Source organism: Vibrio sp. R11-SG3-ISO9, from assembly GCF_059834255.1.
Genome location: NZ_JCBDGU010000005.1, coordinates 38,770 through 64,580, shown reverse-complemented (window position 1 = coordinate 64,580; position 25,811 = coordinate 38,770). Strand labels below are relative to the sequence as shown.

22 protein-coding genes are annotated in these 25,811 nt (G+C 43.4%); 11 read left to right on the top strand and 11 right to left on the bottom strand.

Annotated elements, in window-relative coordinates; genetic code table 11:
- Nucleotides 1-77: 77 nt before the first annotated feature.
- Complete coding sequence (locus tag AC6R05_RS01600; RefSeq protein ID WP_084181908.1) at nucleotides 78-320, bottom strand: hypothetical protein; 243 nt, start codon at nucleotides 318-320, stop codon at nucleotides 78-80.
- 218 nt (nucleotides 321-538) lie between these two features.
- Complete coding sequence (locus tag AC6R05_RS01595; protein ID WP_500646369.1) at nucleotides 539-1,069, bottom strand: hypothetical protein; 531 nt, start codon at nucleotides 1,067-1,069, stop codon at nucleotides 539-541.
- Between the two features lie 128 nt (nucleotides 1,070-1,197).
- Here AC6R05_RS01595 and AC6R05_RS01590 point away from each other — a divergent pair, with 128 nt between their 5' ends.
- From AC6R05_RS01590 to phaC, 5 genes are all read left to right on the top strand, one after another.
- The gene (locus AC6R05_RS01590) at nucleotides 1,198-1,872 is read left to right on the top strand and encodes an SH3 domain-containing protein (protein WP_500646368.1); all 675 of its coding nucleotides are present in this window, start codon (nucleotides 1,198-1,200) and stop codon (nucleotides 1,870-1,872) included.
- Nucleotides 1,873-2,421: 549 nt separating this feature from the next.
- Nucleotides 2,422-3,162, top strand: a complete 741-nt coding sequence (locus tag AC6R05_RS01585; RefSeq protein ID WP_032552666.1) for an SDR family oxidoreductase — start codon at nucleotides 2,422-2,424, stop codon at nucleotides 3,160-3,162.
- 20 nt (nucleotides 3,163-3,182) lie between these two features.
- Nucleotides 3,183-4,394: an acetyl-CoA C-acetyltransferase gene (locus AC6R05_RS01580; protein WP_500646367.1), complete on the top strand. Its 1,212-nt coding sequence runs from the start codon at nucleotides 3,183-3,185 to the stop codon at nucleotides 4,392-4,394.
- 103 nt (nucleotides 4,395-4,497) lie between these two features.
- On the top strand, nucleotides 4,498-4,842 hold the full coding sequence (locus AC6R05_RS01575; protein WP_032552664.1) for a phasin family protein: 345 nt from the start codon (nucleotides 4,498-4,500) through the stop codon (nucleotides 4,840-4,842).
- Between the two features lie 88 nt (nucleotides 4,843-4,930).
- Nucleotides 4,931-6,712, top strand: coding sequence for a class I poly(R)-hydroxyalkanoic acid synthase (phaC, locus tag AC6R05_RS01570; RefSeq protein WP_500646366.1), 1,782 nt, complete (start codon nucleotides 4,931-4,933; stop codon nucleotides 6,710-6,712).
- A 104-nt stretch (nucleotides 6,713-6,816) separates the two neighbouring features.
- Here the strand turns inward: phaC and AC6R05_RS01565 are convergent, their stop codons facing one another.
- The 6 genes from AC6R05_RS01565 to napF form a co-directional block, all read right to left on the bottom strand.
- On the bottom strand, nucleotides 6,817-6,954 hold the full coding sequence (locus AC6R05_RS01565; protein ID WP_084181907.1) for a TIGR02808 family protein: 138 nt from the start codon (nucleotides 6,952-6,954) through the stop codon (nucleotides 6,817-6,819).
- Between the two features lie 11 nt (nucleotides 6,955-6,965).
- The gene (locus AC6R05_RS01560) at nucleotides 6,966-7,544 is read right to left on the bottom strand and encodes a NapC/NirT family cytochrome c (protein ID WP_150869674.1); all 579 of its coding nucleotides are present in this window, start codon (nucleotides 7,542-7,544) and stop codon (nucleotides 6,966-6,968) included.
- Between the two features lie 25 nt (nucleotides 7,545-7,569).
- On the bottom strand, nucleotides 7,570-8,025 hold the full coding sequence (locus AC6R05_RS01555) for a nitrate reductase cytochrome c-type subunit (RefSeq protein ID WP_032552661.1): 456 nt from the start codon (nucleotides 8,023-8,025) through the stop codon (nucleotides 7,570-7,572).
- Nucleotides 8,026-8,100: 75 nt separating this feature from the next.
- Complete coding sequence (gene napA, locus AC6R05_RS01550) at nucleotides 8,101-10,590, bottom strand: periplasmic nitrate reductase subunit alpha (protein ID WP_032552660.1); 2,490 nt, start codon at nucleotides 10,588-10,590, stop codon at nucleotides 8,101-8,103.
- Nucleotides 10,587-10,892, bottom strand: coding sequence for a chaperone NapD (locus AC6R05_RS01545; protein WP_032552659.1), 306 nt, complete (start codon nucleotides 10,890-10,892; stop codon nucleotides 10,587-10,589). Before AC6R05_RS01545 ends, napA begins: the two co-directional genes overlap by 4 nt.
- 22 nt (nucleotides 10,893-10,914) lie before the next feature.
- A complete protein-coding gene (gene napF / locus AC6R05_RS01540; protein WP_152469609.1) occupies nucleotides 10,915-11,394 on the bottom strand; it encodes a ferredoxin-type protein NapF in 480 nt (159 codons plus the stop codon).
- A 251-nt stretch (nucleotides 11,395-11,645) separates the two neighbouring features.
- Between napF and narQ the strand changes: the two genes are divergently transcribed.
- Both narQ and AC6R05_RS01530 read left to right on the top strand, forming a co-directional pair.
- Nucleotides 11,646-13,376: a nitrate/nitrite two-component system sensor histidine kinase NarQ gene (narQ, locus tag AC6R05_RS01535; protein WP_500646365.1), complete on the top strand. Its 1,731-nt coding sequence runs from the start codon at nucleotides 11,646-11,648 to the stop codon at nucleotides 13,374-13,376.
- The gene (locus AC6R05_RS01530) at nucleotides 13,363-13,995 is read left to right on the top strand and encodes a response regulator (RefSeq protein WP_032552656.1); all 633 of its coding nucleotides are present in this window, start codon (nucleotides 13,363-13,365) and stop codon (nucleotides 13,993-13,995) included. The genes narQ and AC6R05_RS01530 overlap by 14 nt, the downstream gene beginning before the upstream one ends.
- A gap of 103 nt (nucleotides 13,996-14,098) precedes the next feature.
- On the opposite strand, the gene dcuC is transcribed toward AC6R05_RS01530, so the two are convergent.
- From dcuC to AC6R05_RS01515, 3 genes are all read right to left on the bottom strand, one after another.
- Nucleotides 14,099-15,466, bottom strand: a complete 1,368-nt coding sequence (gene dcuC, locus AC6R05_RS01525) for an anaerobic C4-dicarboxylate transporter DcuC (RefSeq protein WP_032552655.1) — start codon at nucleotides 15,464-15,466, stop codon at nucleotides 14,099-14,101.
- 379 nt (nucleotides 15,467-15,845) lie between these two features.
- Nucleotides 15,846-16,358 carry a hypothetical protein gene (locus AC6R05_RS01520; protein ID WP_150896527.1) on the bottom strand — a complete coding sequence of 171 codons (513 nt, stop codon included), beginning with the start codon at nucleotides 16,356-16,358 and terminating at the stop codon, nucleotides 15,846-15,848.
- On the bottom strand, nucleotides 16,351-17,016 hold the full coding sequence (locus AC6R05_RS01515) for a winged helix-turn-helix domain-containing protein (RefSeq protein WP_150869669.1): 666 nt from the start codon (nucleotides 17,014-17,016) through the stop codon (nucleotides 16,351-16,353). Before AC6R05_RS01515 ends, AC6R05_RS01520 begins: the two co-directional genes overlap by 8 nt.
- A gap of 455 nt (nucleotides 17,017-17,471) precedes the next feature.
- On the opposite strand from AC6R05_RS01515, the gene AC6R05_RS01510 reads away from it, so the two are divergent.
- The 4 genes from AC6R05_RS01510 to AC6R05_RS01495 all read left to right on the top strand — a co-directional run bounded on the left by AC6R05_RS01510 (nucleotide 17,472) and on the right by AC6R05_RS01495 (nucleotide 25,473).
- Complete coding sequence (locus AC6R05_RS01510; protein ID WP_500646364.1) at nucleotides 17,472-19,646, top strand: alpha/beta fold hydrolase; 2,175 nt, start codon at nucleotides 17,472-17,474, stop codon at nucleotides 19,644-19,646.
- Entirely contained in the window at nucleotides 19,639-20,832 is a 1,194-nt protein-coding gene (locus AC6R05_RS01505; RefSeq protein WP_500646363.1) for an outer membrane protein transport protein, read from the top strand. The genes AC6R05_RS01510 and AC6R05_RS01505 overlap by 8 nt, the downstream gene beginning before the upstream one ends.
- Before the next feature lie 344 nt (nucleotides 20,833-21,176).
- Nucleotides 21,177-22,409: an efflux RND transporter periplasmic adaptor subunit gene (locus tag AC6R05_RS01500; protein WP_500646362.1), complete on the top strand. Its 1,233-nt coding sequence runs from the start codon at nucleotides 21,177-21,179 to the stop codon at nucleotides 22,407-22,409.
- Nucleotides 22,396-25,473: an efflux RND transporter permease subunit gene (locus tag AC6R05_RS01495; protein ID WP_500646361.1), complete on the top strand. Its 3,078-nt coding sequence runs from the start codon at nucleotides 22,396-22,398 to the stop codon at nucleotides 25,471-25,473. Before AC6R05_RS01500 ends, AC6R05_RS01495 begins: the two co-directional genes overlap by 14 nt.
- Nucleotides 25,474-25,811 lie beyond the last annotated feature (338 nt).

Below are 25,811 nucleotides of genomic sequence, written 5' to 3'. Positions count from 1 at the left end.
TGGTGGAAAAGGTGTGGGGCTAGAAACGAAAAACGGAGCACATAAATGTACTCCGAATCCAAAATCAGTCGCTAATTTTAGTGATATTTGAAATTGGAAATTGAACAATCTCCAGTTTTCGTGTCAATTCTGAATGAGAAAGCATGTGAATGGTAATCAACGCCGTCATTCCAAATTGTCTCGCCAAATATCTTGCATAGCTCTAGCTCACTTACTGAACCGAACTCTTCCATGTGTTTTACTACTGATAAAAGCTTAGCTCTTATCTCCGCAGTCCATTCCGTGTTACTCAAGCAGTTTAAAGCCATCGATTTTTGCATATTACCTAGCCAATATATTACTTGTTATTAAGTTATATGAATGGCCATCATAGCAATTTTTGAGAGTTTGTAAATATTTTTTGTGATGAGTGTCGCAGATAAATTTCGGTTTCGATGTTGTTTTAACCGATGTTGTTGAAATGGATAGAACTAACGTTACAAGTTGTTGATAGTGTGAAACTTTATAAAATTGATTAAATATTCATCAGGAGATGATTTTAATATGGAGCGGCTTGTTTACGTGTGTTGTTTAGTGTCTCAGCTTCAGAATGGTACTTCTCGGCCAGTTTTCGGGTCTTATCAACTAGGTTTTCAAAATCAAGTGTAAGCGATTTGGAGCTATTGAAATGCAACTGTGCGTTGTGTGTTTGCTTTGGTCGATTTTGTTGTTTGCAGGAATCATACATCGATTGCCAGGACTCAGTTAACTCTCTTGCTGATACTAGCTCCATCTTTGATAAATGTGCCTGTTTCAATAAAAGACTTGAAGCTTGATATGCACTGGCCATGTGGCGTTTGAGCCTTTGCGTAAACTTAGGGTCGTCTTTAGCCCACAGTTCCACTAACTGATGTGTTGTATACCGTTTTGAAAATAGTAACTGTGAGTCATACGTGGAAAGAATCTGATTAAACTCAGCTGAGTATTGGTTGTAGTGGTGCTCCGTGCGCATTTGAAGATTGAGTAGACCATTCCAGTTTTTCTTGATGCACTTTGAAAACGCGGGATCGTTGATGAATATAGCAATCACTGCAATCCCATACGCGAATCTTCTCATACCCACCTCGAAATGGCTAACATATTGAATAGAGTATAGATGAGCATCAGAAAGAGTTGTTGTACACTGAGTTTATCTATGGAGAGTGAGTAACATATGTCATGAAAAAAGTAATCATAGCGTTGGGGATATTGTGTCTTCTTGGTGGAGGAGGAGCCGCCTATTACTTTTTAGTAATGAAAAAAGACGATGTGACTCCCGCAGAAGAGGAAAAGGCGCCTGTTGAACAGATGTCAGAGGAACCGAAAGAAGAGCTTAAACCAATACTGGACTTATCTGCTTTGCCCGAACAAACCGACTATTACGTTTCTGAACGAAAGATCGCGGTTTACGATGAGCCGAATGTCGATGCTTTGATAAAGGATTATCTCTACAAGGGAGACCACATCGAAGTCCTTGAAAAGTCGAATGGCTGGGGGCGCATCACCGACTACATCGTTTTGAGAGAAGGCGCACCAGAAATGGCAGAGTGGATTGAAATGTCTAAGTTAAGCGAAGACGAGGTCATTATATCTGCCGATGAACATGTAGAGATCTTAGATTCATATTTGGTCAAGTCTGACGATTTAAAAACCTACCGTAAACCTTTTAGACTCGCCGTTGACAGTTTGATAGAGAATGGCACCTGTGAGCCAGGCGATTTTGAAGAGCTTGGTGGTTGGGTCAAGTCGGTTAAGTATTCGAATCGTAATGTCTACTTCATTTATTGTGGCGGTTTAAAACTGGAAAACAAGATTTACTTAGATGCGGATACCGGTGAAATATTTTCACTTTAAAATATTAATTTAAATGAAATATATTTGAAATCAATATAGTCAATTAGACGTTAGTTTAGTGGTTAATAACAAAAAGCTCATCAGTTGTGATGAGCTTTTTTTATTTTTGTACATTTATTTATTAGCTTGTTTAATAACTTTTATGTAGGTTGCTTTTGGGGGATTAATCAATGCGGTTAAAGTTGGATAACCAGTAATTATTACAGTGAATATGAGAAAAATCAGACTTTGCACTTATTTTGTAATGCGTGAAAAAATAATAACAATACCCACTGATTCAAATACTTACATCTGATGCTGATAAAACTACCAACAATAAACTTAACTAAAATCAGGATCTTACATCAATTTACAATCTGATAACATTTCATTGGGGTTGGGATCTAGGTCAAATTTTGGTCATTAAATATGAAATTGGTTTAGTTTGTAATAAAAGTTTTTAGTCCGAGCATGTAGGGTTTAATTAAAGCGGTAGTCATGGATTTAATAAGACGCGCTAAGCATTTTCTTAATAGTATTGTTATTTGCTTGTATCGGATGGAGTTATCAATGAAAAAACTTGCTTTAATTACAGGTTCGAAAGGTGGGATAGGTTCAGCAATTTCTTCTAAGTTAGTCGAACAAGGCTATCGTGTTATTGCGACTTACTTTACTGGTAATCACCAGTGTGCAGTAGATTGGTTTAATGAAAAACAGTTCACTTCAGAGCAAGTCAGATTGTTCGAGCTTGATGTGACCAACACTGAAGAATGTGCTCAGCGTTTAAGCAAGTTATTGGAAGAAGAAGGCACGATTGATGTGTTGGTAAACAATGCGGGCATCACACGAGACAGTGTCTTCAAGAAAATGGATGCAGCAGCGTGGCGAGACGTTATCGATACGAACTTGAACAGCTTGTTCAACGTTACCCAACCTCTTTTCGCTCCAATGTGTGAGAAGGGAAACTGTCGAGTCATTAATATTTCGTCAGTGAACGGACTTAAAGGTCAGTTTGGTCAAGCAAACTACTCGGCTGCAAAGGCTGGCATGATTGGCTTCTCTAAAGCTCTAGCGGCAGAGGGAGCGCGTAGTGGTGTAACTGTAAATGTTATCGCACCAGGGTATACAGCAACACCTATGGTCGAGCAGATGAAATCAGAAGTGCTTGAATCCATTAAAGGGCAAATTCCAATGAAACGTCTGGCAACGCCAACTGAAATCGCAGATGCGGTTGGTTTCCTTGCAGGTGAATCGGGTGCGTACATTACAGGCGAAACATTGTCTGTAAATGGCGGCTTGTACATGAACTAAGGACTCGTAAGGATTAAACCATGGAAAAGATATTCATTGTTGCTGCGAAACGAACGCCTATTGGTTCTTTCACTGGCGCTTTAAAAGATACATCTGCAGGTGAACTGGCTGGCGTGGCGATCAAAGGTGCTTTGGAAGCTGCGCAACTCGATCCTTCCAATGTTGATGAGGTCATCGTGGGTAACGTGATCTCAGCAGGACAAGGAATGGGTGTTGCGAGACAAGCCTCTCTGTTCGCTGGTGTACCGCAAGAAGTTCCGGCGTACGCGGTCAACATGATCTGTGGCAGTGGTATGAAGTCTGTGATGGACGCTGCAGCCCACATTAAAGCTCGAGATGCAGACGTTGTTGTTGCGGCAGGGGTAGAAGTGATGTCGCAAATACCTTTTGTCGTACCAGCTTCAGTGCGTAATGGTCACAAGATGGGCAACATTGCGATGACTGATTTGTTGATTGGTGACGGTCTGACGGATGCCTTTAATCAGTATCACATGGGCGTGACAGCAGAAAACATCGCGAAAGAACTTAATATTTCTCGCTTAGCACAAGACAACTATGCGCTAGAAAGCCAACAGAAAGCGGTAGCGGCGATTGAGGCTGGGAAGTTTGTTAACCAAATCGTTCCGGTAGAGGTGAAACAGCGTCGTCAAACCGTCGTTTTCGATATCGATGAATACCCTAAGTCAGATGCGACCTTCGAAGGTTTACAGAAGTTAAGACCTGCATTTGATCGTGAAGGTAGTGTAACTGCTGGAAACGCTTCAGGCATTAACGATGGCGCAAGCGCTGTCATTGTCGCTTCAGAAAGCGCTGTGAAAAGACTAGGGCTTACGCCACTAGTGGAGCTCGAGAGCTATGCGCAATCTGGGCTGGATCCGAAAGTAATGGGGTTAGGGCCAGTTGAGGCAGTAACTAAAGCCTTGGCGAAAGCTGACGCTCAACTGAAAGACATCGAGTTGTTTGAGCTTAATGAAGCGTTTGCTGCTCAAGCTCTGGGAGTTATGTATCAGTTAGCTGAAGAGCATGACCTACCGCTAGAGGCATTTAAGCATAAGGTGAACGTCAATGGTGGTGCGATTGCATTAGGTCATCCACTTGGCGCTTCGGGCAATCGCATTATTGTCTCTTTAGTTCATGAAATGCTATCAACTGACGCCAAGTCTGGCGTGGCTTCGCTATGTGTCGGTGGTGGTATGGGTACGGCTGTTTTGTTGAAAAACGTCAACGAGTAACTTCAGCAGTGGCGGGTGGAAATGGATTCGCCACTGTTGGTCAACCTCTAGAAACGAACAATACGAATTGTAATTCAATCTTTGAAATCTTTAGGAGTTATGTATGTACACGGATATTTTTAAATCAATGACAGACCAAACAGAAAAGCAATTTGAACCTTACTTCAAGTTCAACAAGTTGATTGCTAAGAATGTCGAGGTTATGACTGAGCTGCAAATGAACGCGATGAAGACTTATACAGATATGGGTCTAGCGCAAATGAAAGCAGTAACAGACATCAAAGATGTAAACGGTCTTGCTGCATTCAATAGCCAACAACTTGCTGTACTTAGCCAACTGTCACAGCAAATGATGAGCGACAGCAACAAGTTCCAAGCTGCGGCGAAAGAGTTTAAAGAAGATGTGGAATCGTTGACGACGGAAAACCTAAACACAACATCTGCCTAAATTAAGTCGCCACTGGGTCATACGTGTAGTCTTTGGGACTATCCATGTATGAAGTCAGTGGCGATTTTCCGATCATTGGAGTTAGATTATGTTCCAACACTTCTTTTCGGACTACCTTGTAAAACTTCAGCAGACAAACCAGCAATGGTGGGAGAACTTTGAACAAAGCAAGGAAGCCGCACAATCACCCCTCAATAAAGCGATGCAAGAGATCAATTTCGAAGATGCATCTAAGATCTTTGAGCAAGCCATTAACCAACCTGCAGATATGTTGAAGCTTCAAACACAATGGTGGGAGCAGCAACTACAAATCTGGCAGAATACCGTTTTAATGGGTAATACCAGCAGCATCGTATCTGAAGAGCGCGACGATAAACGCTTTATCGACGACGCGTGGAAGAATGACCCTTTCTATAATTTCATTAAGCAGTCCTATTTGCTGTTCAGTAAAAGCTATTTAGAGACAATTGAATCGATGGAAGGCATTGATGAGAAAACAAGAGAGCGTGTTGCTTTCTTCTCGCGTCAGGCGATCAATGCACTCTCGCCAACAAACTTCATTGCGACTAACCCTGAGTTAATGAAGATCACTTTAGAGCGCAACGGTGAAAACCTTGTCGATGGCTTAGAACAATTGCGTGCGGATATTGCGTCCAGCGCCGATATTCTCAAAATTCGTATGACTAACAACAATGCCTTTAGGTTAGGGCAAGATGTTGCGAATACGGAAGGGGACGTGGTGTTCAAAAATGAACTGTTTGAGTTGATTCAATATCACCCAAAGACAGAGCAAGTGAATGCGACGCCAATGTTGATTGTTCCACCGTTTATCAACAAATACTACATTCTTGACCTTCGAGAAAAGAACTCAATGGTTCGCTGGTTGCTAGAGCAAGGGCATAGTGTGTTTATGATGTCTTGGCGCAACCCTAGCGAAGCACAAAAAGACCTTGAGTTTGGTGACTATGTGACTGAAGGCGTTGTCAAAGCTGTCGCTGCCATTGAAGACATTACAGGTAGAGAGCAAATCAATGCGGCGGGTTACTGCATTGGTGGTACTGTTTTGGCTTCAACGGTCGCTTACTATGCGGCTAAGCGTATGAAGAAACGCATCAAGACAGCAACCTTCTTCACAACATTGCTTGATTTCTCTCAACCGGGCGAGGTGGGTGCCTACATCAACGACACCATTATCAGTGCTATTGAAAAGCAGAACGATATGAAAGGGTTCATGGACGGTCGTTCATTGAGCGTTACGTTCAGTCTGCTCAGAGAGAACAGCCTCTACTGGAATTACTACATCGACAACTATTTGAAGGGTAGTAGCCCAATGGAGTTCGACTTGCTCTACTGGAATAGTGACAGCACCAATGTTGCTGCTAAGTGCCATAACTTCCTGCTGAGAGAACTCTATTTAGAGAACAAACTCGTTCAAGATAAGGGCGTGAAAATCGGTGGTGTTTGGATTGATCTTAATAAGATTAAAATTCCAAGCTACTTTATCTCGACAAAAGATGATCATATTGCGTTATGGCAGGGCACTTATCGAGGCGCACTCAACACCGGCGGCAACAAAACCTTCGTACTTGGTGAATCTGGTCATATCGCGGGTATCGTTAATCATCCAAGTAAGAACAAATATGGTTACTGGCTGAATGACAATCTCGATGATTCTGCTCAAGAGTGGCTAGCGAATGCGAAACACAACGAAGGCTCTTGGTGGGTCCACTGGAACAAGTGGCTAGGCGGTTTTGAAAGTGATGAGCCGAGAGCACCGTTTAACCGAGGGTCTGAGCTAAACCCTGTGATTGGAGCTGCGCCGGGTGACTACGTGAAACAAGTATTGCCAATCGTGGATACTGAAAACTAACTCACTTTTCATTGTCTGATTCTGACACACGTAAATAATAAAAAAGCCACTGTAATCAGTGGCTTTTTAGTATCAACTAAATAGGCAAAAAAAGTTGATGTTAATTAGTCGACTTCTTTATCTTTACCGAATGAAAGAATCCAGATAGAGATAGCTGCAACTACTGCGAAGCCTGAAAGAATGATGAATGGCATCGCGCTGTAACCAAGGATATGCCAAATTACTGATTCTAAAGTACTCATTGCTTATCCTCTTATTGCCAGCCTTCAACACCGTGCATGTCAGGCAGTTTGTGTGCAATACCTTTGTGGCAGTCTACACACGTTTTTTCGCCTGAAGCCAGTGCTGTTGAGTGCTGCTTAGCACTACGTGAACTCTGCTCTGAGAAGTCCATGAACTCAAATTGGTGACAGTTACGACACTCTAGAGAGTCGTTCTTCTTCAAACGAGCCCACTCACGCTCTGCTAAGTGATGACGACGCTCTTTGAATTTCTCAGGCGTGTCGATTGTCTTAGCAATGAAGTGTGCGTATAGCTCTTTTGATGCTTGAACTTTACGAACGATCTTATCAGTCCATTCATGTGGTACGTGACAGTCTGAACAGATTGCACGAACACCTGAGCGGTTTGAGTAGTGAATCGTCTCTTGGATCTCTTCAACGATAGGAGCGTGACAGCCAGAACAGAATTCTTCTGTGTTGGTTGCTTCCATCCCCGTGTTAAATGCACCCCAGAAAAGTAGACCACCTGCAAAGCCCATGAACAGTAGTACACCTGCTGCAGCTTTACTTGGCGTCGATAGCCTTTTCCAAAACGTTTTTAATAGTTTCATAAATTCGCCTCTTCTCAGGTACGGATTAGCGAAGAGATTCTACGCGCTGGTATTCATTCTCAATCAATGGTTTTGCATTTGCTTGAGGTACGTGGCACTGAAGACAGAAGTAACGACGAGGTGATACGTCTGCAAGTACAGCATCTTCACGGTTCATGTAGTGAGTAACACTAATCTTAGTTGCACCCATCTCTTTCGCGTTTTTCCAGCTGTGGCATGACAGACATTTGTTCGCGTTAAGAGATACTTCGTAGCTACGAGTTGAGTGTGGGATCAACGGTGGCTGGTAAACGAAGTCGCTTTCTAGTACTTGTTCACGAGGGAACTTTTTAAAATCATCTGCAGGACGAGTTGATTCTAGTTCGCTAGCACCACGTAGTGATTCTACACCACCGATACCACCTGGGTTTTCAAGCTCAGCTTGAGCAACACCAGCGATCATTGCACCAACAGATAACAGTGTGATGAGTAATTTTTTCATTATTTATTCTCCGCCGAATGGCTAAATTCTTATAGCGGGCTGCACAAAGGCTGCAGCCCTGACATTCTTAACTAATTAAGCGACTTTTGTGATTTTAACTGGACACTTCTTGAAGTCTGTTTGCTTCGATAGTGGGTCAGTTGCATCTAGAATCAGCTTGTTGATTAGAATGCGCGCATCAAAGAATGGTACGAATACCAAGCCTTGTGGTGGACGGTTACGGCCGCGAGTTTCAACACGAACTCGTACTTCACCGCGCTTGTTAGAAATAAGAACTTCTTCACCACGACGAACGCCACGAGCTTTCGCATCAGCAGGGTGCATGTAACACACTGCATCTGGAACGGCTTTGTAAAGCTCTGGAACACGACGAGTCATAGTACCTGTGTGCCAGTGCTCAAGAACACGGCCAGTACATAGCCACATGTCGAACTCAGAATCTGGTGCTTCTGGTGGCGCTTCGTACGGTGCAGAGATGATCAATGCTTTACCATCTGGCTTACCGTAGAAGTCCCAACCTGAGCCTTCTTTCGCATATGGATCTGAACCTTCTTTGTAACGCCAAAGTGTCTCTTTGCCGTCAACAACAGGCCAACGTAGACCACGTACAGTGTGGTAAACATCGTATGGTGCTAAATCGTGTCCGTGGTCACGACCAAACGCAGCGTACTCTTCGAAAAGACCTTTCTGGATGTAGAAACCAGCTGCTTTTGCGTCATCGTTCAGCTCTTGAGCTTCAGATAGAGGGTACTTGTTCACTTTGCCGTTCTGGAAAAGCATGTCGTACATTGACTTGCCACGCCATTGTGGAGCTAGAGCTAGTTGCTCTTCAGTCCAGATCTCTTCCATCTTGAAGCGTTTAGTGAACTCCATGATTTGCCATAGATCCGACTTCGCGCCTTCAACTGCAGGAACTTGTTGGTACCAAGCTTGTGTACGACGCTCTGCGTTACCGTAAGCACCTTCTTTTTCGATCCACATTGCTGTAGGAAGAATCAGGTCGGCTGCTTGAGCTGTTGCTGTTGGGTATGGGTCAGAACATACAATGAAGTTCTCTGGGTTACGGTAGCCCGGTAGACGTTCGTTGTTGATGTTTGGACCAGCTTGCATGTTGTTATTACACATTACCCAGTAAGCGTTTAGCTTGCCGTCGTTAAGCATACGGTCTTGAAGAACCGCGTGGTAACCTGGTTTTGGTGGGATAACGCCAGTAGGGATGTCCCAAATTTTCTCTGCGTACTCACGGTGCTTAGGATTCATTACCACCATGTCTGCTGGTAGACGGTGTGCAAATGTACCTACTTCACGAGCAGTACCACATGCAGATGGTTGACCTGTTAGTGAGAATGGGCTGTTACCAGGAGTTGCGATCTTACCAACCAATAGGTGGATGTTGTACACAAGGCTGTTCATCCATACACCACGAGTATGTTGGTTCATACCCATAGTCCATAGAGACATTACTTTCGTGTTTGGATCTGCGTATTGTTTCGCTAGTTCGATTAGCTTCTCTGGTTCAACACCTGAAATTTCAGAAGCTTTTTCTACTGTGTATGGCGCAACAGACTTCTTGTACTCTTCGAAAGAGATAGATGTCATTTTGCCTGAGTTTGGATTCGCTGCAGCTTGCTGTAGTGGATCTTCATCACGTAGACCATAACCGATATCAGTATCCGCTTGCTTGAAGTTCGTGTGCTTGTTCACGAAGTCCCAGTTAACTGCATCGTTTTCGATGATGTAGTTAGCGATGAAGTTTGCAATCGCAAGGTCAGATTGTGGGTTAAAGATATAACCTTGGTCTGCTAGCTCAAAAGAACGGTGGTAGTAAGTAGACAGTACGTTTACTTTAACATGTGGGTGGCTTAAGCGACGGTCAGTAATACGAGTCCATAGGATAGGGTGCATCTCTGCCATGTTCGAACCCCACAGAACGAAAGAGTCCGCGTGTTCGAAGTCATCGTAACAACCCATTGGTTCATCGATACCGAAAGTACGCATGAAGCCAACTACAGCAGAAGCCATACAGTGACGAGCGTTTGGATCGATGTTGTTAGAACGGAAACCTGCTTTCATCATTTTTGCAGCAGCGTAACCTTCCATTACTGTCCATTGGCCAGAGCCGAACATACCAACAGATGTTGGACCTTTCTTAGCCAGCGCTTCTTTCCACTTTTCAGCCATTACGTCGAAAGCTTGATCCCAAGATACTGGTGCGAAATCACCATCTTTATGGAATTTGCCATCTTTCATACGAAGTAGCGGCGTATCTAGACGATCCTTACCGTACATGATTTTTGAAAGGAAGTAGCCTTTGATACAGTTAAGGCCTTTGTTTACTGGTGCTTCTGGGTCGCCTTGAGTCGCAACCACTTTACCATTTTGAGTACCTACCAGTACTGAACAACCCGTACCACAAAAACGACAAGGCGCTTTATCCCACGTGATTTTTGTTTCATCTGAGCTGGCGATCAGGTTAGCTGCTGTTGCTGGTAGAGTTACACCTGCAACGGCTGCTGCTGATGCAGCCGCGTTTGCTTTCACAAACGCACGTCTTGTCATTTTCATACTTCACCCTCGATTTGAGAATTATTGCTTCCAGTGTCTAATTCTGATTCGTCTAGATCTGTTTCAACTTGGTGGTAAACCAAAGCGGTTCCTAGAACGTTCTGTATATTATTAATTGCTTCTATCGTGTCGGTTACAAAACCTTGGTTTTCTGTTTCCAGCACGACGATGATCTTGCCTTCAGGGCTATCACCATAAATCTCAGCATTGTCGAATTTTTCGATTTCAGCTTTGATTTCGGAGAGGTGCTCTGGGCTCACATGCACGACTAAACTTGAAATATGTACTTCGTTTAGCGACATAAACTGCTCTCGTTATTTTTATTTATGCATTACTCACAAGGATAGCTGAAGTCGGGCAAACTGCTACGCAAGCACCACATCCGCTACACTCATCTAAATCGATTTTCGGTAGGGCCACACCACCGGCTCTGAGTTGAAACTGTATCGCCATTGGCTCACACATATCACCGCAGCTGCGGCACTCAACATTGTTTTGGGCTAAGCATTTGTCTGAGATAGACGCTTTAGCTTGCCAAGGTGTTTCTTGTTCACTTTTAAAAATAGGTTCAGGACAAACATCGGCACATTGGTAACAAAAGGTGCATTCATCAATTGAGAAATCGACAGTAGGGAATCCTCCGTCGCCCAACACAATGATGCTCGTTTCACATTTATCGATGCACTTTCCACAGCGAGTACAGTCATCAGTAAAATTGTTTAGCTCTTTAATCCAAGGTAACCGGATTAGGCTTAAATCCACTTTTTTACGAGAAAACAGACGCCGTTTTGATAAATCTAGCACATGCTCACCTTAAATGTTGCTAAGATGTTGTAATTGTAGACTGTTTGTTCATTAACATCTTGTAATTTATCCTCACATACAGTGTAGTTTTAGAAACATTTGCATAAATACCCCCTAAGGGCTAATTGGGGTTGTATATTGTCTTAGATCAATAAATTACGCGGCGATCGGTCACATATTGGTTGGAGCTATGAATTTCGATATGTGACAATAATCGCCGTTAAGCTACTTCGAACGATTGGGAATTTCTTTTGCTTATTAAACCTGTTTCATCTCTTACGAGCACCATCGCTAAGTCGCTGCTTTTTATCTTGCTTTTATCGGTAGCGACAACGGGGTTTGCAATCTTTACTTTAGCGTCAAGCCTTAATGACGCGGAGGCGGTCAACGTTGCTGGCTCAATGCGAATGCAGAGCTACCGTCTGGCTCATGATATTCAAGTACAATCAGTCGATTACGACGAGCATATACGAGAGTTCGAAGCATCTCTGTACTCAGAGTCGATGGCTGACCTAGTAGGTTGGGAAGTTCCGACGCATATCACAGAAGACTATTATTTGATCATTGGTCGATGGCATGAATTGAAACAGGTACTCAATAGTTCAGACAGACAACACTACTTAGTACTCGTTGAGAATTTCGTTTCTGAAATCGATGGCTTCGTATTTAAGCTCCAAGAATTTTCTGAAAATAAACTCATCAAACTGGCGTGGGCTGGTGGTATTGGACTGGGTGGAATTCTAGTCATATCTCTTTTTGTTGTTCATTTTGTCCGTAAACAAGTTGTTAAACCACTGCATGCGCTAGTCGCGGCGAGCCATAGAATCAAAAACAGCGACTTTGAAGTCCACTTGGAAGTCACAAACAACAATGAGCTTGGGATCTTAACTAAGACCTTCAACTCGATGACGCGAGATTTAGGCGCACTTTATCGAAACCTAGAAGACGTTGTTGATGCAAAAACCAAAGAACTCCAGAGTGCGAACCAATCTCTGCAGGCGCTTTATAACTCGTCTCAAGAACTGCGTGTAACGCGAGTCTCGCCAGAAAACTTCAGAGCTATTCTTCAACATTTAGTGAGTTTGGAAGACATTGAGTCACTAAGACTAGAGATCTTAGATCCCTCAGGTCGTTCTTTTGTACTTGATGAAGGATATGACGAGAATTCGCACTACGAAAAATTTGAAATGAAGCTGGATGATAGTGAAATCACGCTTGGCTATTTGTATTGCTGCTACCACCATGGGCATTCAACAAAAGCGTTAATTGATAACTTTATTCGACTACTTTCACGTGCGGTATACTATAACATCGCACAGAAACAAGCAGAGCAGCTGATCATCATGGAAGAGCGTGCGACGATTGCACGTGAGCTTCATGACTCGCTAGCTCAGTCACTGTCTTATTTGAAAATTCAAGTTACTCTCTTAAAGCGAGTGATAGGAAAACTCCCAGAGCATAAACACAGAGAACAATCAGAACAAATTGCTCTAGAGCTGGGGAATGGGCTTGCAGAGGCTTATACTCAACTAAGAGAGCTGTTGACGACCTTTAGGTTATCAATCAAAGAGGGTAATTTCGGAGGTGCTTTAAGCACCATGCTTGAGCAACTCAGTGAAAGAACAGATGGCACGATTAATCTAACCAATAATCTGTCGTCGATTGAACTTGATGCACATAGCCAAGTTCATCTGCTTCAATTGATCCGTGAAGCAACCGTAAATGCAATAAAACACGCCAATGCCGATTTAATCGATGTATGTTGTAACGATGAAAATGGCGAAGTATTAGTCGTGATAAAGGATAACGGAGATGGTTTTGACCATAGTGCCACTAAGGTAAATCACTATGGCATGAGTATAATGCAGGAGCGCGCGGCAAGGCTGAACGGCGAACTAACGATTGAAACAGCGAAAGGTAAGGGCTGTACAGTCATTCTAAAGTATAAAAGTTTGAAGGAAGTTAATCTTGACGATTTGTAAAGTAATGTTGGTCGATGACCACCCGTTGATGCGCCGTGGTATCAGTCAGCTACTCAGTTTTGAAGATGAGTTTGAAGTAGTCGGAGAAGCAAGCAACGGCACAGATGCAGTCGCAATGGCTCATGAAGAAGATCCGGATCTGATCCTATTGGATCTGAACATGAAGGGCATGTCTGGGTTAGATACCTTGAAGGCACTACGTACTGACGGCTCTAGCGCAAATATTGTGATTCTTACCGTCTCTGATAGCCCAGCAGACATTGAAGCAATCGTAAAAGCTGGCGCTGATGGCTACCTTCTAAAAGATACTGAGCCTGATGAGCTGATTGAGCTTTTGAAAAAGGCGCACAGTGGAGATAAAGCGTACAGCAGCGTGGTCGCCCGTTACTTGAGCGATGCTGAAAGTCGCGAAGACATTTTTGACCAACTGACTGAACGCGAAATGCAGATCCTCCAAGAGGTTGCGAAAGGTTACCGTAACAAACAAATCGCTGATCATCTTTTCATCTCTGAATCGACTGTTAAGGTACATATGAAGAGCTTGCTTAAGAAGCTACAGGTTGCGTCAAGAACAGCTGCAACGGTTCTGTACCTAGAGCGCTACGGTGAGATGAAGTAATTTCGTTTCTCGTTAAGCGCTTCTTATCTCCAAGAGAATAAACAAAAACGCCAAACTCAGTGAGTTTGGCGTTTTTATTGGTGTTAACTAAGTTAGCGATTCATTATGCAGCCATTGGTACCAATACCAATGTACCGAAGATTACCGTAATCAGACCACAAATCACTGGAACAGAAGTACGTTTTACCACTTCAAATGGGCTGATTTTACCCATACCTGAAGTCGCTACAACTACACCAGATACTGGAGAAATTGTACGGCCTAGGTTAGATGCTTGAAGCATTGGAATGATAAGGAACGCAGGGTTCAGACCCATCTTCGCAGCCAGTGAAGGTGCAAGTTCAACGAATGCGTAGAAAGGTGCATTACCAGAACCTGTCGCGATTGCAGCTGCTACTGTCAGACCTGTTAGGATAAGCATTAGAGCGATACCGCCAGCACCAGCAGCTTCTGCGAGTCCAATTAGGTTGTCGATTGCACCAATAGACATCAGGCCTTGTGCAAATACACCAGCCGCAACCAAGAGCATTACTACGCCTTTAAACGCTTCTGCCATACCTTGGTAACAAGAGTCCAAGTCTTCCAGTGTTTTCTCGCCATCGAATTTCTTAACTACGTAATCGACCAGCGCGCCTACAAAAATAGACCCTACAACAATGGTGTAGATATCAAGCTGTAAGCCAGGAATAGTACGACCGTTGAATAGGAAAACACCGATAATTGGTAAGAACGGTAGAGCAGCATAGAAAGCTGGAGCGTTCGCTTCGATCTCTGACACATCAATCTTTTCCATTGGCGTGTTTTCTTTCTGGTCTAGGTACTTATTCCAGAAGAAAGCCGCTGCAGCCATCACGATGATTGCACAGATAGAAACAGGCAGAACCGTTTGAACCGCAAACACGTCTAGCGCTAAGCCTGATTTCTCTGCAGCAATAACAACGTCACCTGATGTAGGAGAAAGAATGATTGCAGCAGGAGACGCACACACTGCTACAGCAGCAGGACGAGAGATACCCATAGCAGTCATCATTGGGAATAGGGTAGCCATCAATAGTACGCCAAGGCCTGTTGCTGAGCTAACTGCTAGAGACATCAGACACGCTACGATGTAAGCCGCAACTAAAAGCGCATAAGGAGATTTGATAACCGATAGTGGCTTAGAGAACTGCTTAACAACGACATTGTTCGCGCCAATGTGAGTCATGTAAGACGCGAAACCACAAAGAAGCATGATTTGCATACCTAGACCGCCACCACGGTACTGAAGCATGTATTTAACAAATTCAAGTGCATCGGTAACCATGTTGCCTGTAGATGCTACTTTTGCTGGTAGAACAGTGTGACCGATCAACCCCGTGATAAGAAGTAACGCGATACCCGCTGTAAGTAGTACGCCTGCTGCCTTATAACCTTTAACAATAAAGTAGCCAACGGCAATGGTTACCACTAATCCAATTAAGAGTTCTAACATAGAAATCTCCACTAAGTTTTAAAAAATATAAGAAACTGTTTCAGAATATGTCATTGAATGTACAGAAAACTGTTCTGTGGCACGAGGTCAAGTTGAAGTTCGCATGATCTAAAACAAAAAAATTTTTTGATGTTAATTTCAGCAATTAATAGTGATTAAATAGTGTTGTTTAGATGTTAATAAAAGAAATCTATGAAGAGCTAGAACATCGGTCGGATCACCTTGTATTGGAGATGTTGCTTTTAGGTTGGATTTGTAACGTGCGGGAGTGAGAGTATGCTGTTTGTAGGGGTTGTAGATTATTCTGATGGTTAAATGAACAAAAAAGGGGCAATAGCCCCTAGATAAGTGTTGGTTGTTTGAACTTGAACTAGCTACGCTACTCTTCTGGCTCTACGAGTTTTGGCACTTCATTTTCATAGTGTGGAAGATCCTTACATGCGACCGATTTACACAAGTGCAGCATAGAATTCGGTGTCACCAATAAAACTTCATCTTTTCCAATTGGAATATAAGGCATGAAGTCTGACGATAAAACAGAGCCTTCACTAATCATCACCTTTTCGTAAAAATCGAGTTCACGGTTAGGAATAATTTGCTGATGTTGCTCTTCGTCTAGCGAAATATGCTTACCAGTAATGCTGTAACTTCCTGATGATGTAAATCCAACTTCTCTATCGGTGACATAAAGAAGGTCATAGCTGTTATTCTGTTTAAATTCAATATTGATTGAAGAGGCGTTATAAATAATGTCATTAGGCGGCATAATAACATTAACGGGGTTAGCCAAATAATGACCTTCCAGTTTAGAACTTGTAAATATTGTCGCAAGCCAGCCTAGAGCAATACCTAAAATTGCTACGAATACAATTAGCGCGTTATTTTTACTCACACTCTACTCCTGTAAATTCGTTTGGAAAGCTAAGCGATTTACCCGTATGGTCAATAATGATGTTTCTATCTTCATACTCATACATGGTGACGTTATAAAGTTCTTTATATTTTATATGGTCACTCGTAATTCTACAGGTCAGATAATGCGATGTAGTCACGAGTTTAGAAACAGAGACTTTTTCGAAGTAGGTGAAACCTAAATAGGATAGGACAGTACTCATGATTAAAACCAACGTGATTGGAATTAACTTTATTGGCGTCGCTTTTGGTTGTTCTTCCTGCTCTTCAACTTGAACGACTTCTGGAGTTTCATCCAGTTTGACTTCAACTTTTCCCTCAACAACTCTGCCAGAAAATCGATAGCCTTTACCGCGTTCAGTAACAATCAACAGCCCCGCTTTATCTTCTAATGCTTTTCGGCAAAGAGAGATGGTTTGCATCAAACTGCCATCTTCTACGTAGATACCTTTTGATTCCCAAACTTGCTCAATGAGGGCCTGGCGAGTGATTACTTGGTTAGGGTTCTTGAAGAAAAACTTGAGTAGCTCAACCTCATTTGAGCCTAAGGTAAAGGTTCGCCCAGTCTTGGGGTGGTGAATTTCGTACTCTTTTAGATCAACTTGTATTTCATCGTTGATGGTGAATTCAGCGGACATACTCTATCTCATTTAATAAACGCCTTTACTGAAATATAACAAAAGACAGCACATTTATAAACAAACCTCATTTGACACTTCTAAACCTCCAAGTTACCGATATCACGTAATATTTTGTGTGATTGATGTTCTCTGATAAACATTTTTGAACTTGTTTGAGGTTGTTTAAGGTGCCTAAAAAGGAGGCGTGTTGGATCATTTGGATGTGAAGCTGATTTAGTGGGTGTGATTGAGTGTTCAAGGCTCTTACGTAGTTTCTTCGGCGTCGCAAGTTAAATGGTGAAGAAGTTCTGGTTGTTATCAGTTGGCAGTGCAAATACGCAACCTTCTTTAGTTATCGACTCGATTCACCATTCATTGCTGACCACAAATAGGAGAGCTGAGCTCAGCTCCAAGTTCAACCATGAACCGACATATCGGCACCGAGCACGAAGATGCTCAAATGAGGAGATGCTTTGTCTAAATTCAAAAAATCACATCTATGCGGACTAATCGCATTGGCGCTAGTTGGGTGTCAATCTGACGAGAGCACCACACAAGAAGCAGTGTCTGTTTTTGTTCCATATAATGTTCAAGAGTTGCCGAAACCAAACGATGGTTACGGCTATGATAACGATGGCACTATTACAGGTAGCGGAGAAAGACAAGCTCTTTTGGCTTTGAATGGCGAAGAGTATTACCAAGACTATAACAACTCATATTCTGCTATAGATGGTTGGGGCTTGTGTGCCGAACCGATTTTAATTCCTTTACAGAGTATTAATTCTGACAAGCGGTTTCCATTAGATGCGAATAGCTTACAAGGCAACGTGGTATTAATGGATGATTCTGGTCAGGAAATTAATACACAAATATCAGCAGACGGAAGCAATATTAAAATCGAGTGTGAGGCAAGCTTAAAGCCTAACCAACTATATTATGTTGTCGTGACTGATGCTGTTAAAACCGAATTTGGTGAACCGCTTCAAGCTGACGACAGTTTTACAGATATTCTTTATGGTTTAGCTCCACTAAATTCAAACCAGAATCAAGATCTGCAGGAACAGATATTAACAGCCATCTCTTTATATAAAGGGAAAGGCAACCCTGTATATGCTGCTCAGTTTAAAACTCAAAGTGCATATTCAACACTAGATGCGATGCGAAGTAATCATGCTCGTCAAAACACTGAATTTATTTCCGAATTACAAAACATTGAAGACAATCGAACGAAATACGATCTCTATAAGAGTAAATTAAACATTCCGTTTTATTTACCCTTTACAGAATCTCGCGAAGTTGAGTGTACGCTTAGCGAATTTGATCCAATTGAGTCATGTCCACCACTGTATGAGTGGATGAAAACCAGTTCGGGTGGGTTTCCTACAAAATCTGATCCTTTACCAGATGTTGTAGAGACTCAGACAATCACGACTGATATTTATACACCAGCAAATTGGGATGGTGCTAGTCAATTACCAACGGTTGTTTTCATTCATGGTGTTACCGCGGATAAGTCAGCCGCTTCTTTGATGGCTCGAGATTATACAGAGAAAGGTTATGCGGTAGTTGCTATCGACATGCCATATCACGGTGAGCGCATGCGCTACGCTAATGACGTTGATTCTGACAACCAAGATGACATTGAGATCAGCGCACGTGCAAACAAGTCTTTCTTCATCAATATCGACTCACCATTGGCGTTGCGCTCCAACTTGCAGCAATCAGTCTCTGATTTTTTAGGTTTGCGATATGCATTGAACGAAGCGTCTTGGGTCGATAAAGATCGAATTCACCTAGTAGGGCACTCTCTTGGTGGGATCATGTCGGTGATGGTAAGCGAGTTCAGTCAAAATCATCCTAAGTTTGCTTTCAATACTGTGAACTTTGTTGTTCCGGGCCAAGGCTTAACCAATCTAGTCCTTTCTTCTCAGACTTTAGGACCGGAAATGTCTGAAGCTGTGAAAAAATCACCGGATGTACAGCGCAGTATTGCTGAAACCGTTATTCCTGATGTGTGTACTCCAGATGCAAGCAATCAAGTTTGTATTGAAGCGTTACGTGAGTTTGTCGCTGCATCTGAAGAGAACGCGATTACGGTGAGCCAGCTAGAAGACGACATCTTTGATTTGATCGTGACTGATCTCAAGCAAGGTGTACAGATGACTATCGACGGTTCAGAGCCAGCAAGCTTTACCTCGAGACAAGTTGCAAACCAACAACCAACTCTGCTCTTGGCAGCTGTGGGTAGCTGCGGTGAAACTTGCGATGTGGGTGAAGATTATGTGCCTGACAGCGTTGTTCCGAACTCTGCTCCTGACAATATTCGCACCGGTACAGATCCTCTTATTAAGGCGCTTGGATTGACTCAGATTGTTGGTTCGACGCCAGTACCTTTTCAATCTCTTGAACAGACGCGAGGTGTAATTCGCGCAACCACAGGCGGGCACGGTACTTACATGTTCCCGTATGAGGGGACAATGGATGAATCAGGTTTACCTGGGCTACCTGACAATGGAGAGCTTTCATATGTTTGGGATGCAACCAACACGCAACAAGTCGCAGTAGCATCCATGGTTGTGACAGACGGTCACGCTATCGAAATTGACAACGATGAGCACATCGAAACAGAGGTAGCAGACAATGAATAATCGACTTCTCATTACCTCTACCGTTGCGTTGCTTCCATGTTTTACACAGGCTGCGGGTTTCCAATTGAACGCCCAATCTGCTACAGGCCTAGGCCGTGCTTTTGCTGGTGATGCTGTGATAGCGGATAGCGCGGCAGTGGTATCAAAAAACAGCGCAGCGATGGCATACATTGATGAGCCAATGCTATCGGTTGGCGCAGTCTATATCGACAGCGAGATTGACGTTTCTAATGTGAGCTACACGCCAATCGTTGGTGATACTGAAACACTAGACGACCAATCTCTTGGTCAAGGCACCTTAGTTCCTAACTTTCATTACGTACATCCGCTCAGTAATAGCAAGTTCACCCTTGGCGCTACGGTACATTCCAATTTCGGTACAGACGTTGAATTTGATGATTCATTTTCTGCAAGTGAGTTTGGCGGAAAAACCACGTTGACCAGTGTCAACTTAGGCCTAGCAATTGCTTATGAGTTGTCAGAAAAAATCAATATAGGTGGTGGGCTCGATGTGATTTACGGTGAAGGTGAAATTTACCGTAAGGGGCTGGTCGATATTGATGCGAACGGTGTTGGTCTTGGCGCAAACCTTGGTGTGACTTATCAGCTCAATGACAATCATCGCTTTGGTTTAGCTTATCGCTATAGCCCAGACATCGAGGTAGAAGGCACGATTACGAAAGGTGGTGTACCTGCGGACAAAATGAATGTCCCTCTACCAGACACAATTGAGTTCTCTGGATGGCACAAGCTCAACGAATCATGGGCGGCACACTACAGTATTCAGTGGGTGAATTGGTCTGAGTTTGATGCATTGACATCAGCCTCTTATGAAAGCTCCATTAAGGAGTACCAATGGAAAGACGCTGGGCACGTTTCAATCGGTGCAACTTACACCGCGTCAAGCAAATTGACTCTGCGTACGGGTTATATGTATGACGCATCACCGACAGACAGCCTGACGTCTTTGTCGATTCCTGACGTAAATCGTCACTGGTTAACCGTTGGAGGTAGCTATGCAATGACACAAAACAGCAGCATCGATCTTGGTGTCGGCATTGTGATGGGCGAGACAGATTATGTCGATGAGAGCCTAACGACGATACCTGGATCTCAGAGCAACATTACTGCGGACGTTAGCGCAGACGCACTGCTAGTTGGTATGCAATACCAGTATCGCTTTTAGCTTACCGTTTAAAGAACAACGGTTTCACACTTGAAATACAGCAGGGCTCAATCATGCGTTGAGCCCATTCTCCCAACAACTGGCTGTTATTAGCATTGAATTCAATAGCAGGAAGCTTGTTCAGTTAAAGATAGCTGATACCAATCGTAGTAAGTAACTGGTCATCCTAGCTGGTTAAAACGCTCGATAACATCGTTAGAAATTTTGATTGTAGAATAACTACTTATCGAAAATTCCTTCCTTGTTCTCAAGCGTTTTTCCTGCGCTATTTCTGCTCATTTACTTACTGTGATTGGTATAACAATTAGCGCACTCATTATTGAGCACGCTCTATGGTTACTGGAATGAAATTGACCCTAATTAGTAAAACAATTGCCTTCACACTTCTTACACTCGGTGCGCCTTCTGCATTCGCTGAGAATACTGATCACGTACCGGTTACCGTGGAACAGGCGACAACCCAAACTTTCACTTCTTCAATTAACGAAGTAGGTAAGATTCGTGCCACTGACTCTGCAGCACTTACGTTTAGTGCGTCAGAAAAACTTCTCAAGATTCACTTTAAAGACGGTGATTTTGTAAACAAAGGCGATGTCATCGCGCAACTTGATGACACTACGGCGAAAGCCGATCTAGATAAAGCGAAAAGCTCATTGGCATTGGCGAAATCAAAGCTCAAGCGTGTTCAAGAGCTACTTAAAAAGCAGCCAGACTCAATGTCCCAACAAGATGTTGAAGAGCTAAAGGAGCAGGCGAATTTGGCTGCTGCAGATTTCCGTCAAAAAGAAGCGCTAATGAACAACTACGTATTGGTTGCTCCTTTTGATGGTCAGCTAACCAACTTTAGCCACTCTGTAGGAAGTCGAATTGATAGCTCAAACGTTCTGGTTAGTCTGATCAAACTTGATCCAGTTGAGGTTCAATACTCAATTGGCCAGTCCGACTTAGGCTCTGCAAAGCTCGGGCAAGATGTATCTATCGAAGTCGATTCTTTTGCTGGCGAAACGTTTAAAGGGGTTGTGGATTATATTGCACCAGCCGTTGATGAAAGCTCTGGTCGCGTAGAGATTCACGCTCATATTAAGAATCCAGAACACCGCCTTGTTCCAGGTATGTTCGCCAAACTGAGCCAAGTGACGAGCGATGAGGAACCGGAGTTAGTGGTATCTCAAAACGCCGTTCTTGCTAAAGACAACACTCGTTTTGTTTGGGTCGTGAATGGTGAGACGATCGAACAAAGAGTCGTTGAATTGGGCGTTAACACCAACGACGGCCACGTTGTGATTGAAGACGGGCTAAAACAAGGCGAAAAGATCGTTGTAACTGGTCAACAGAACCTGAAAAAGAGCTCTTTGGTCAAAGTCATGAATCAAGAGTCACAAGAAACTCAAGAGTCGGTTGGTTTGCCGCACGAACCTACAACTGCTGAACAATCAGAGAAAAAACAAGAAGCTGATGTTCCAGCGACTGATGAAAAACAACCAGTAGGAGAAGAAACTCCTAAACTACAGAACGAAAACTCACCACAAAACAGCACGGAAGCGACAACAGTAGGAGTGAACAATGAAGCTTCCTGAGATTTGTATTAAGCACCCAGTGTTTGCATCGGTGCTTAGCATCGCCATTGTGTTGATTGGTTTACTCTCTTTTCAGAAGTTATCTATTCAATACTTCCCTGAACATAAAACGCCATCGGCCACAGTGACTGCCGCGATCAACGGTGCCAGTGCAGAGTTCATGTCACGTAACGTAGCTGACAAGCTTATTACTGCTGCAACCGGGCTTGATAGCGTAAAAACCATGACGACAGACTGCCAAGAGGGCACCTGTAGCTTGAAGATCATGTTCGAAGATGACGTTGATGAGGTCGAATACACTGGCTTGATGAACAATCTACGCAGTAGTGTTGAAGCGATTGGCGATTTTCCGCCGAGCATGACAGATCAACCAACAGTGACGGACGACTCTTCTGACACTGGTACTCCGAGTAATGTGATTACCTTTGTTAACACGGGCAATATGTCTAAGCAGGAGATGTTTGATTACATCAGCCAGCAAGTTGTGCCTCAATTCAAGCACACCCAAGGTGTAGGTGGCGTATGGGGCCCATATGGCGGTAGCTCAAAGGCAGTGCGTGTTTGGTTACAACCGGATCGTATGATGGCGCTGAATATCAGTGCGTCTGATGTAGTGGGGACATTGAGCTCGTACAACGCAACCTTTACGGCGGGTACGATTAAAGGTCAGGTTCGCGATTTCTCTATTAACCCTGTGAATCAAGTTACCAGCGTTGAAGATGTCCGTGACCTTGTGATTCGAGTCGACAACGGGAAGATCATCCGTGTTGGAGATATCGCAGACGTAAAAATGGGTGAAGAGAGTTTAGCGCCAAGTATTCTTCGTGTGGATGACAAGTTAGCGATGTCTATCCAAGTGCTGCCACTTAAGAGTGAGAACCCAGTTACGGTGGCAGACAGAGTGAAATTACAAATTGAAGACATTCAGTCTCAGTTGCCAGAAGGCATCGAGATGAAGATGGTCTACAACCAAGCAGATTTCATCAAAGCAGCAATCGATCAGGGCTTCATGACGTTAGTCGAGGCGGTTGTTCTAGTATCAGCGGTGGTGATCATCTTCTTGGGTTCCTTCCGAGTCGCTTCGATTCCTATTATCACGATTCCGGTGTGTGTAATCGGTGTATTTGCCGTGATGTGGGGATTGGGTTTTAGCATCAACGTTCTCACCATATTGGCGATCATTCTTGCGATTGGCTTGGTTGTGGATGATGCGATTGTGGTTGCAGAAAACTGTTATCGTCATATCGAAGAGGGTGAAACACCACTGAATGCTGCCTTGAAAGGGAGTCGTGAGATTGTATTCCCTGTGATTGCGATGACGCTGACGTTAGCCGTGGTCTATCTACCTATCGGTTTGATGGCAGGTTTGACGGCTGACTTGTTCAAACAGTTCGCTTTCACCTTAGCTGCTGCAGTGATCATCTCAGGTTTTGTTGCGTTGACACTATCGCCAATGATGAGTGCCTACCTAATGAAGCCGGTGTCTACACCTGACAAATGGTACTCAGTTGTCGATTCTAAACTGAATAAATTGTCAGACCGTTACAGCGCAGAGTTGAACAAATGGTTTGAACGTAAAGTGTTGATGACCGGGATTGCGTTGGTGATGGTTGCCTTGTCTGCGGTTGCTGTATGGAAAATGCCTCAGGTATTACTGCCGACTGAAGATACTGGCTTTGTTGAAGTAACATCAACACCCCCAACCGGTGTGGGTCGTCAGTACCATCTAGACAACAACGAGCAACTTAATTCGGTGTTTAAAGACAATGATTCGGTTGAAGCGAACCTGTCTTACATTGAGGGCACACCAACTAACCACGTACTGTTAAAACCATGGGGTGAACGAGACAAGTCGGCAGACGAACTGCTCAACGAGTTTATTGCCGATGCCAAGAGCAATGTTTCTGCTTATGGGATGTCTTTTAAAGTCCGTACTGCGGATAGCTTAAATATCGCGACCAATATGGTACTCGAATTAACGACGGTGAATCGAGATACCGATGCATTATCTGAAACGGCACATAAAGTGGTTGAAGCATTAGAAAGCTATGAAGGCGTGACCAATGTAAGTAACTCAATGTTACGTGATCAGCTGCGTTATGATCTTTCCATTGATCGCAATGCGATTGTTTTGTCTGGTGTTGATTACGGCAATGTGACCAATGCACTCTCGACTTTCTTGGGTTCGGTGAAAGCGGCTGACCTGCAGGCTGACGATGGTTATACCTATCCGATTCAAGTGCAGGTTAACCTAAACGCTTTAGGTGACTTCAAGGTGTTGGATAAGCTTTATGTCGATTCAGAGTCTGGCCAGCGACTGCCACTGTCTCAGTTTGTATCTATTAAACAAGTGACATCTGAATCGAGCTTTAAAACCTTTATGGGTCAAGACAGCGCGGAAATTACCGCTGACTTAATGCCAGGGTTTACTCCGAGTGATGTAAAAGCGTATGTCGACCAAGCAGTACCAGAGCTACTTGATGATGCTCAGAGTTATGAATTCAACGGCATCGTAAAAGATCTTGTGGATTCAAGTGCTGGGGCGCAGGTGCTATTCGTGTTAGCGCTCGTGTTCATCTTCCTAATCTTAGCGGCGCAGTTCGAGAGCTTTGTTGATCCGATGATCATCTTGTTAACGGTTCCACTGTGTATTGTTGGTGCGGTATTGACCTTATCAGTATTTGGTCAGAGCTTAAACATCTACTCTAAGATTGGCTTGTTGACCTTGGTCGGTCTGGTGACCAAACACGGTATCTTGCTGGTGGAATTTGCCAACGAGCAGCGTAAGAAAGGTGCGACGGCGAAACAAGCGGCAATGGTAAGCGCGCGTTCTCGACTGAGACCGATTCTGATGACGTCGCTGACGATGATCCTTGGTTCATTACCATTGGCATTGGCGGAAGGACCGGGTTCGTTAGGTCGTATCAATATCGGATTGGTATTGGTTGGTGGTTTAACCGTGGGTACTTTCTTCTCTTTGTTCCTCGTTCCAGTGGCTTACGTTGGAATGGCAAACCTAAAGAATGCTGACATTCTTGCTAAGTTAAGAACGAAAGCAGCTTAACTTAGAAGCCTTTTAAATGATGCGCTGGTGAGATTGAGTAGAACACAATTTCATCAGCGCTTTTTTATGCCAAATTTCACGCTTTAAGCATGATTTTGTTTCACTTTTGAGATTTTTGTTAATAACTCCCTCCACCTTTCATAATTATGACACCCTGTCATAAAACTGTAGCAATTGACCTGTAGTCACTGATTCTCGATCGCTCTCTCATTTATTTAATTTTTGAAAATTCACAGTCTGTTAACATATAAGACTGTGTTCCAAGTCTCGTTTATGGCTGGTTCTTATTGATAGAGTGCTCACTAAAGGTCGTTATTTACATCAGATGTTTTATATGA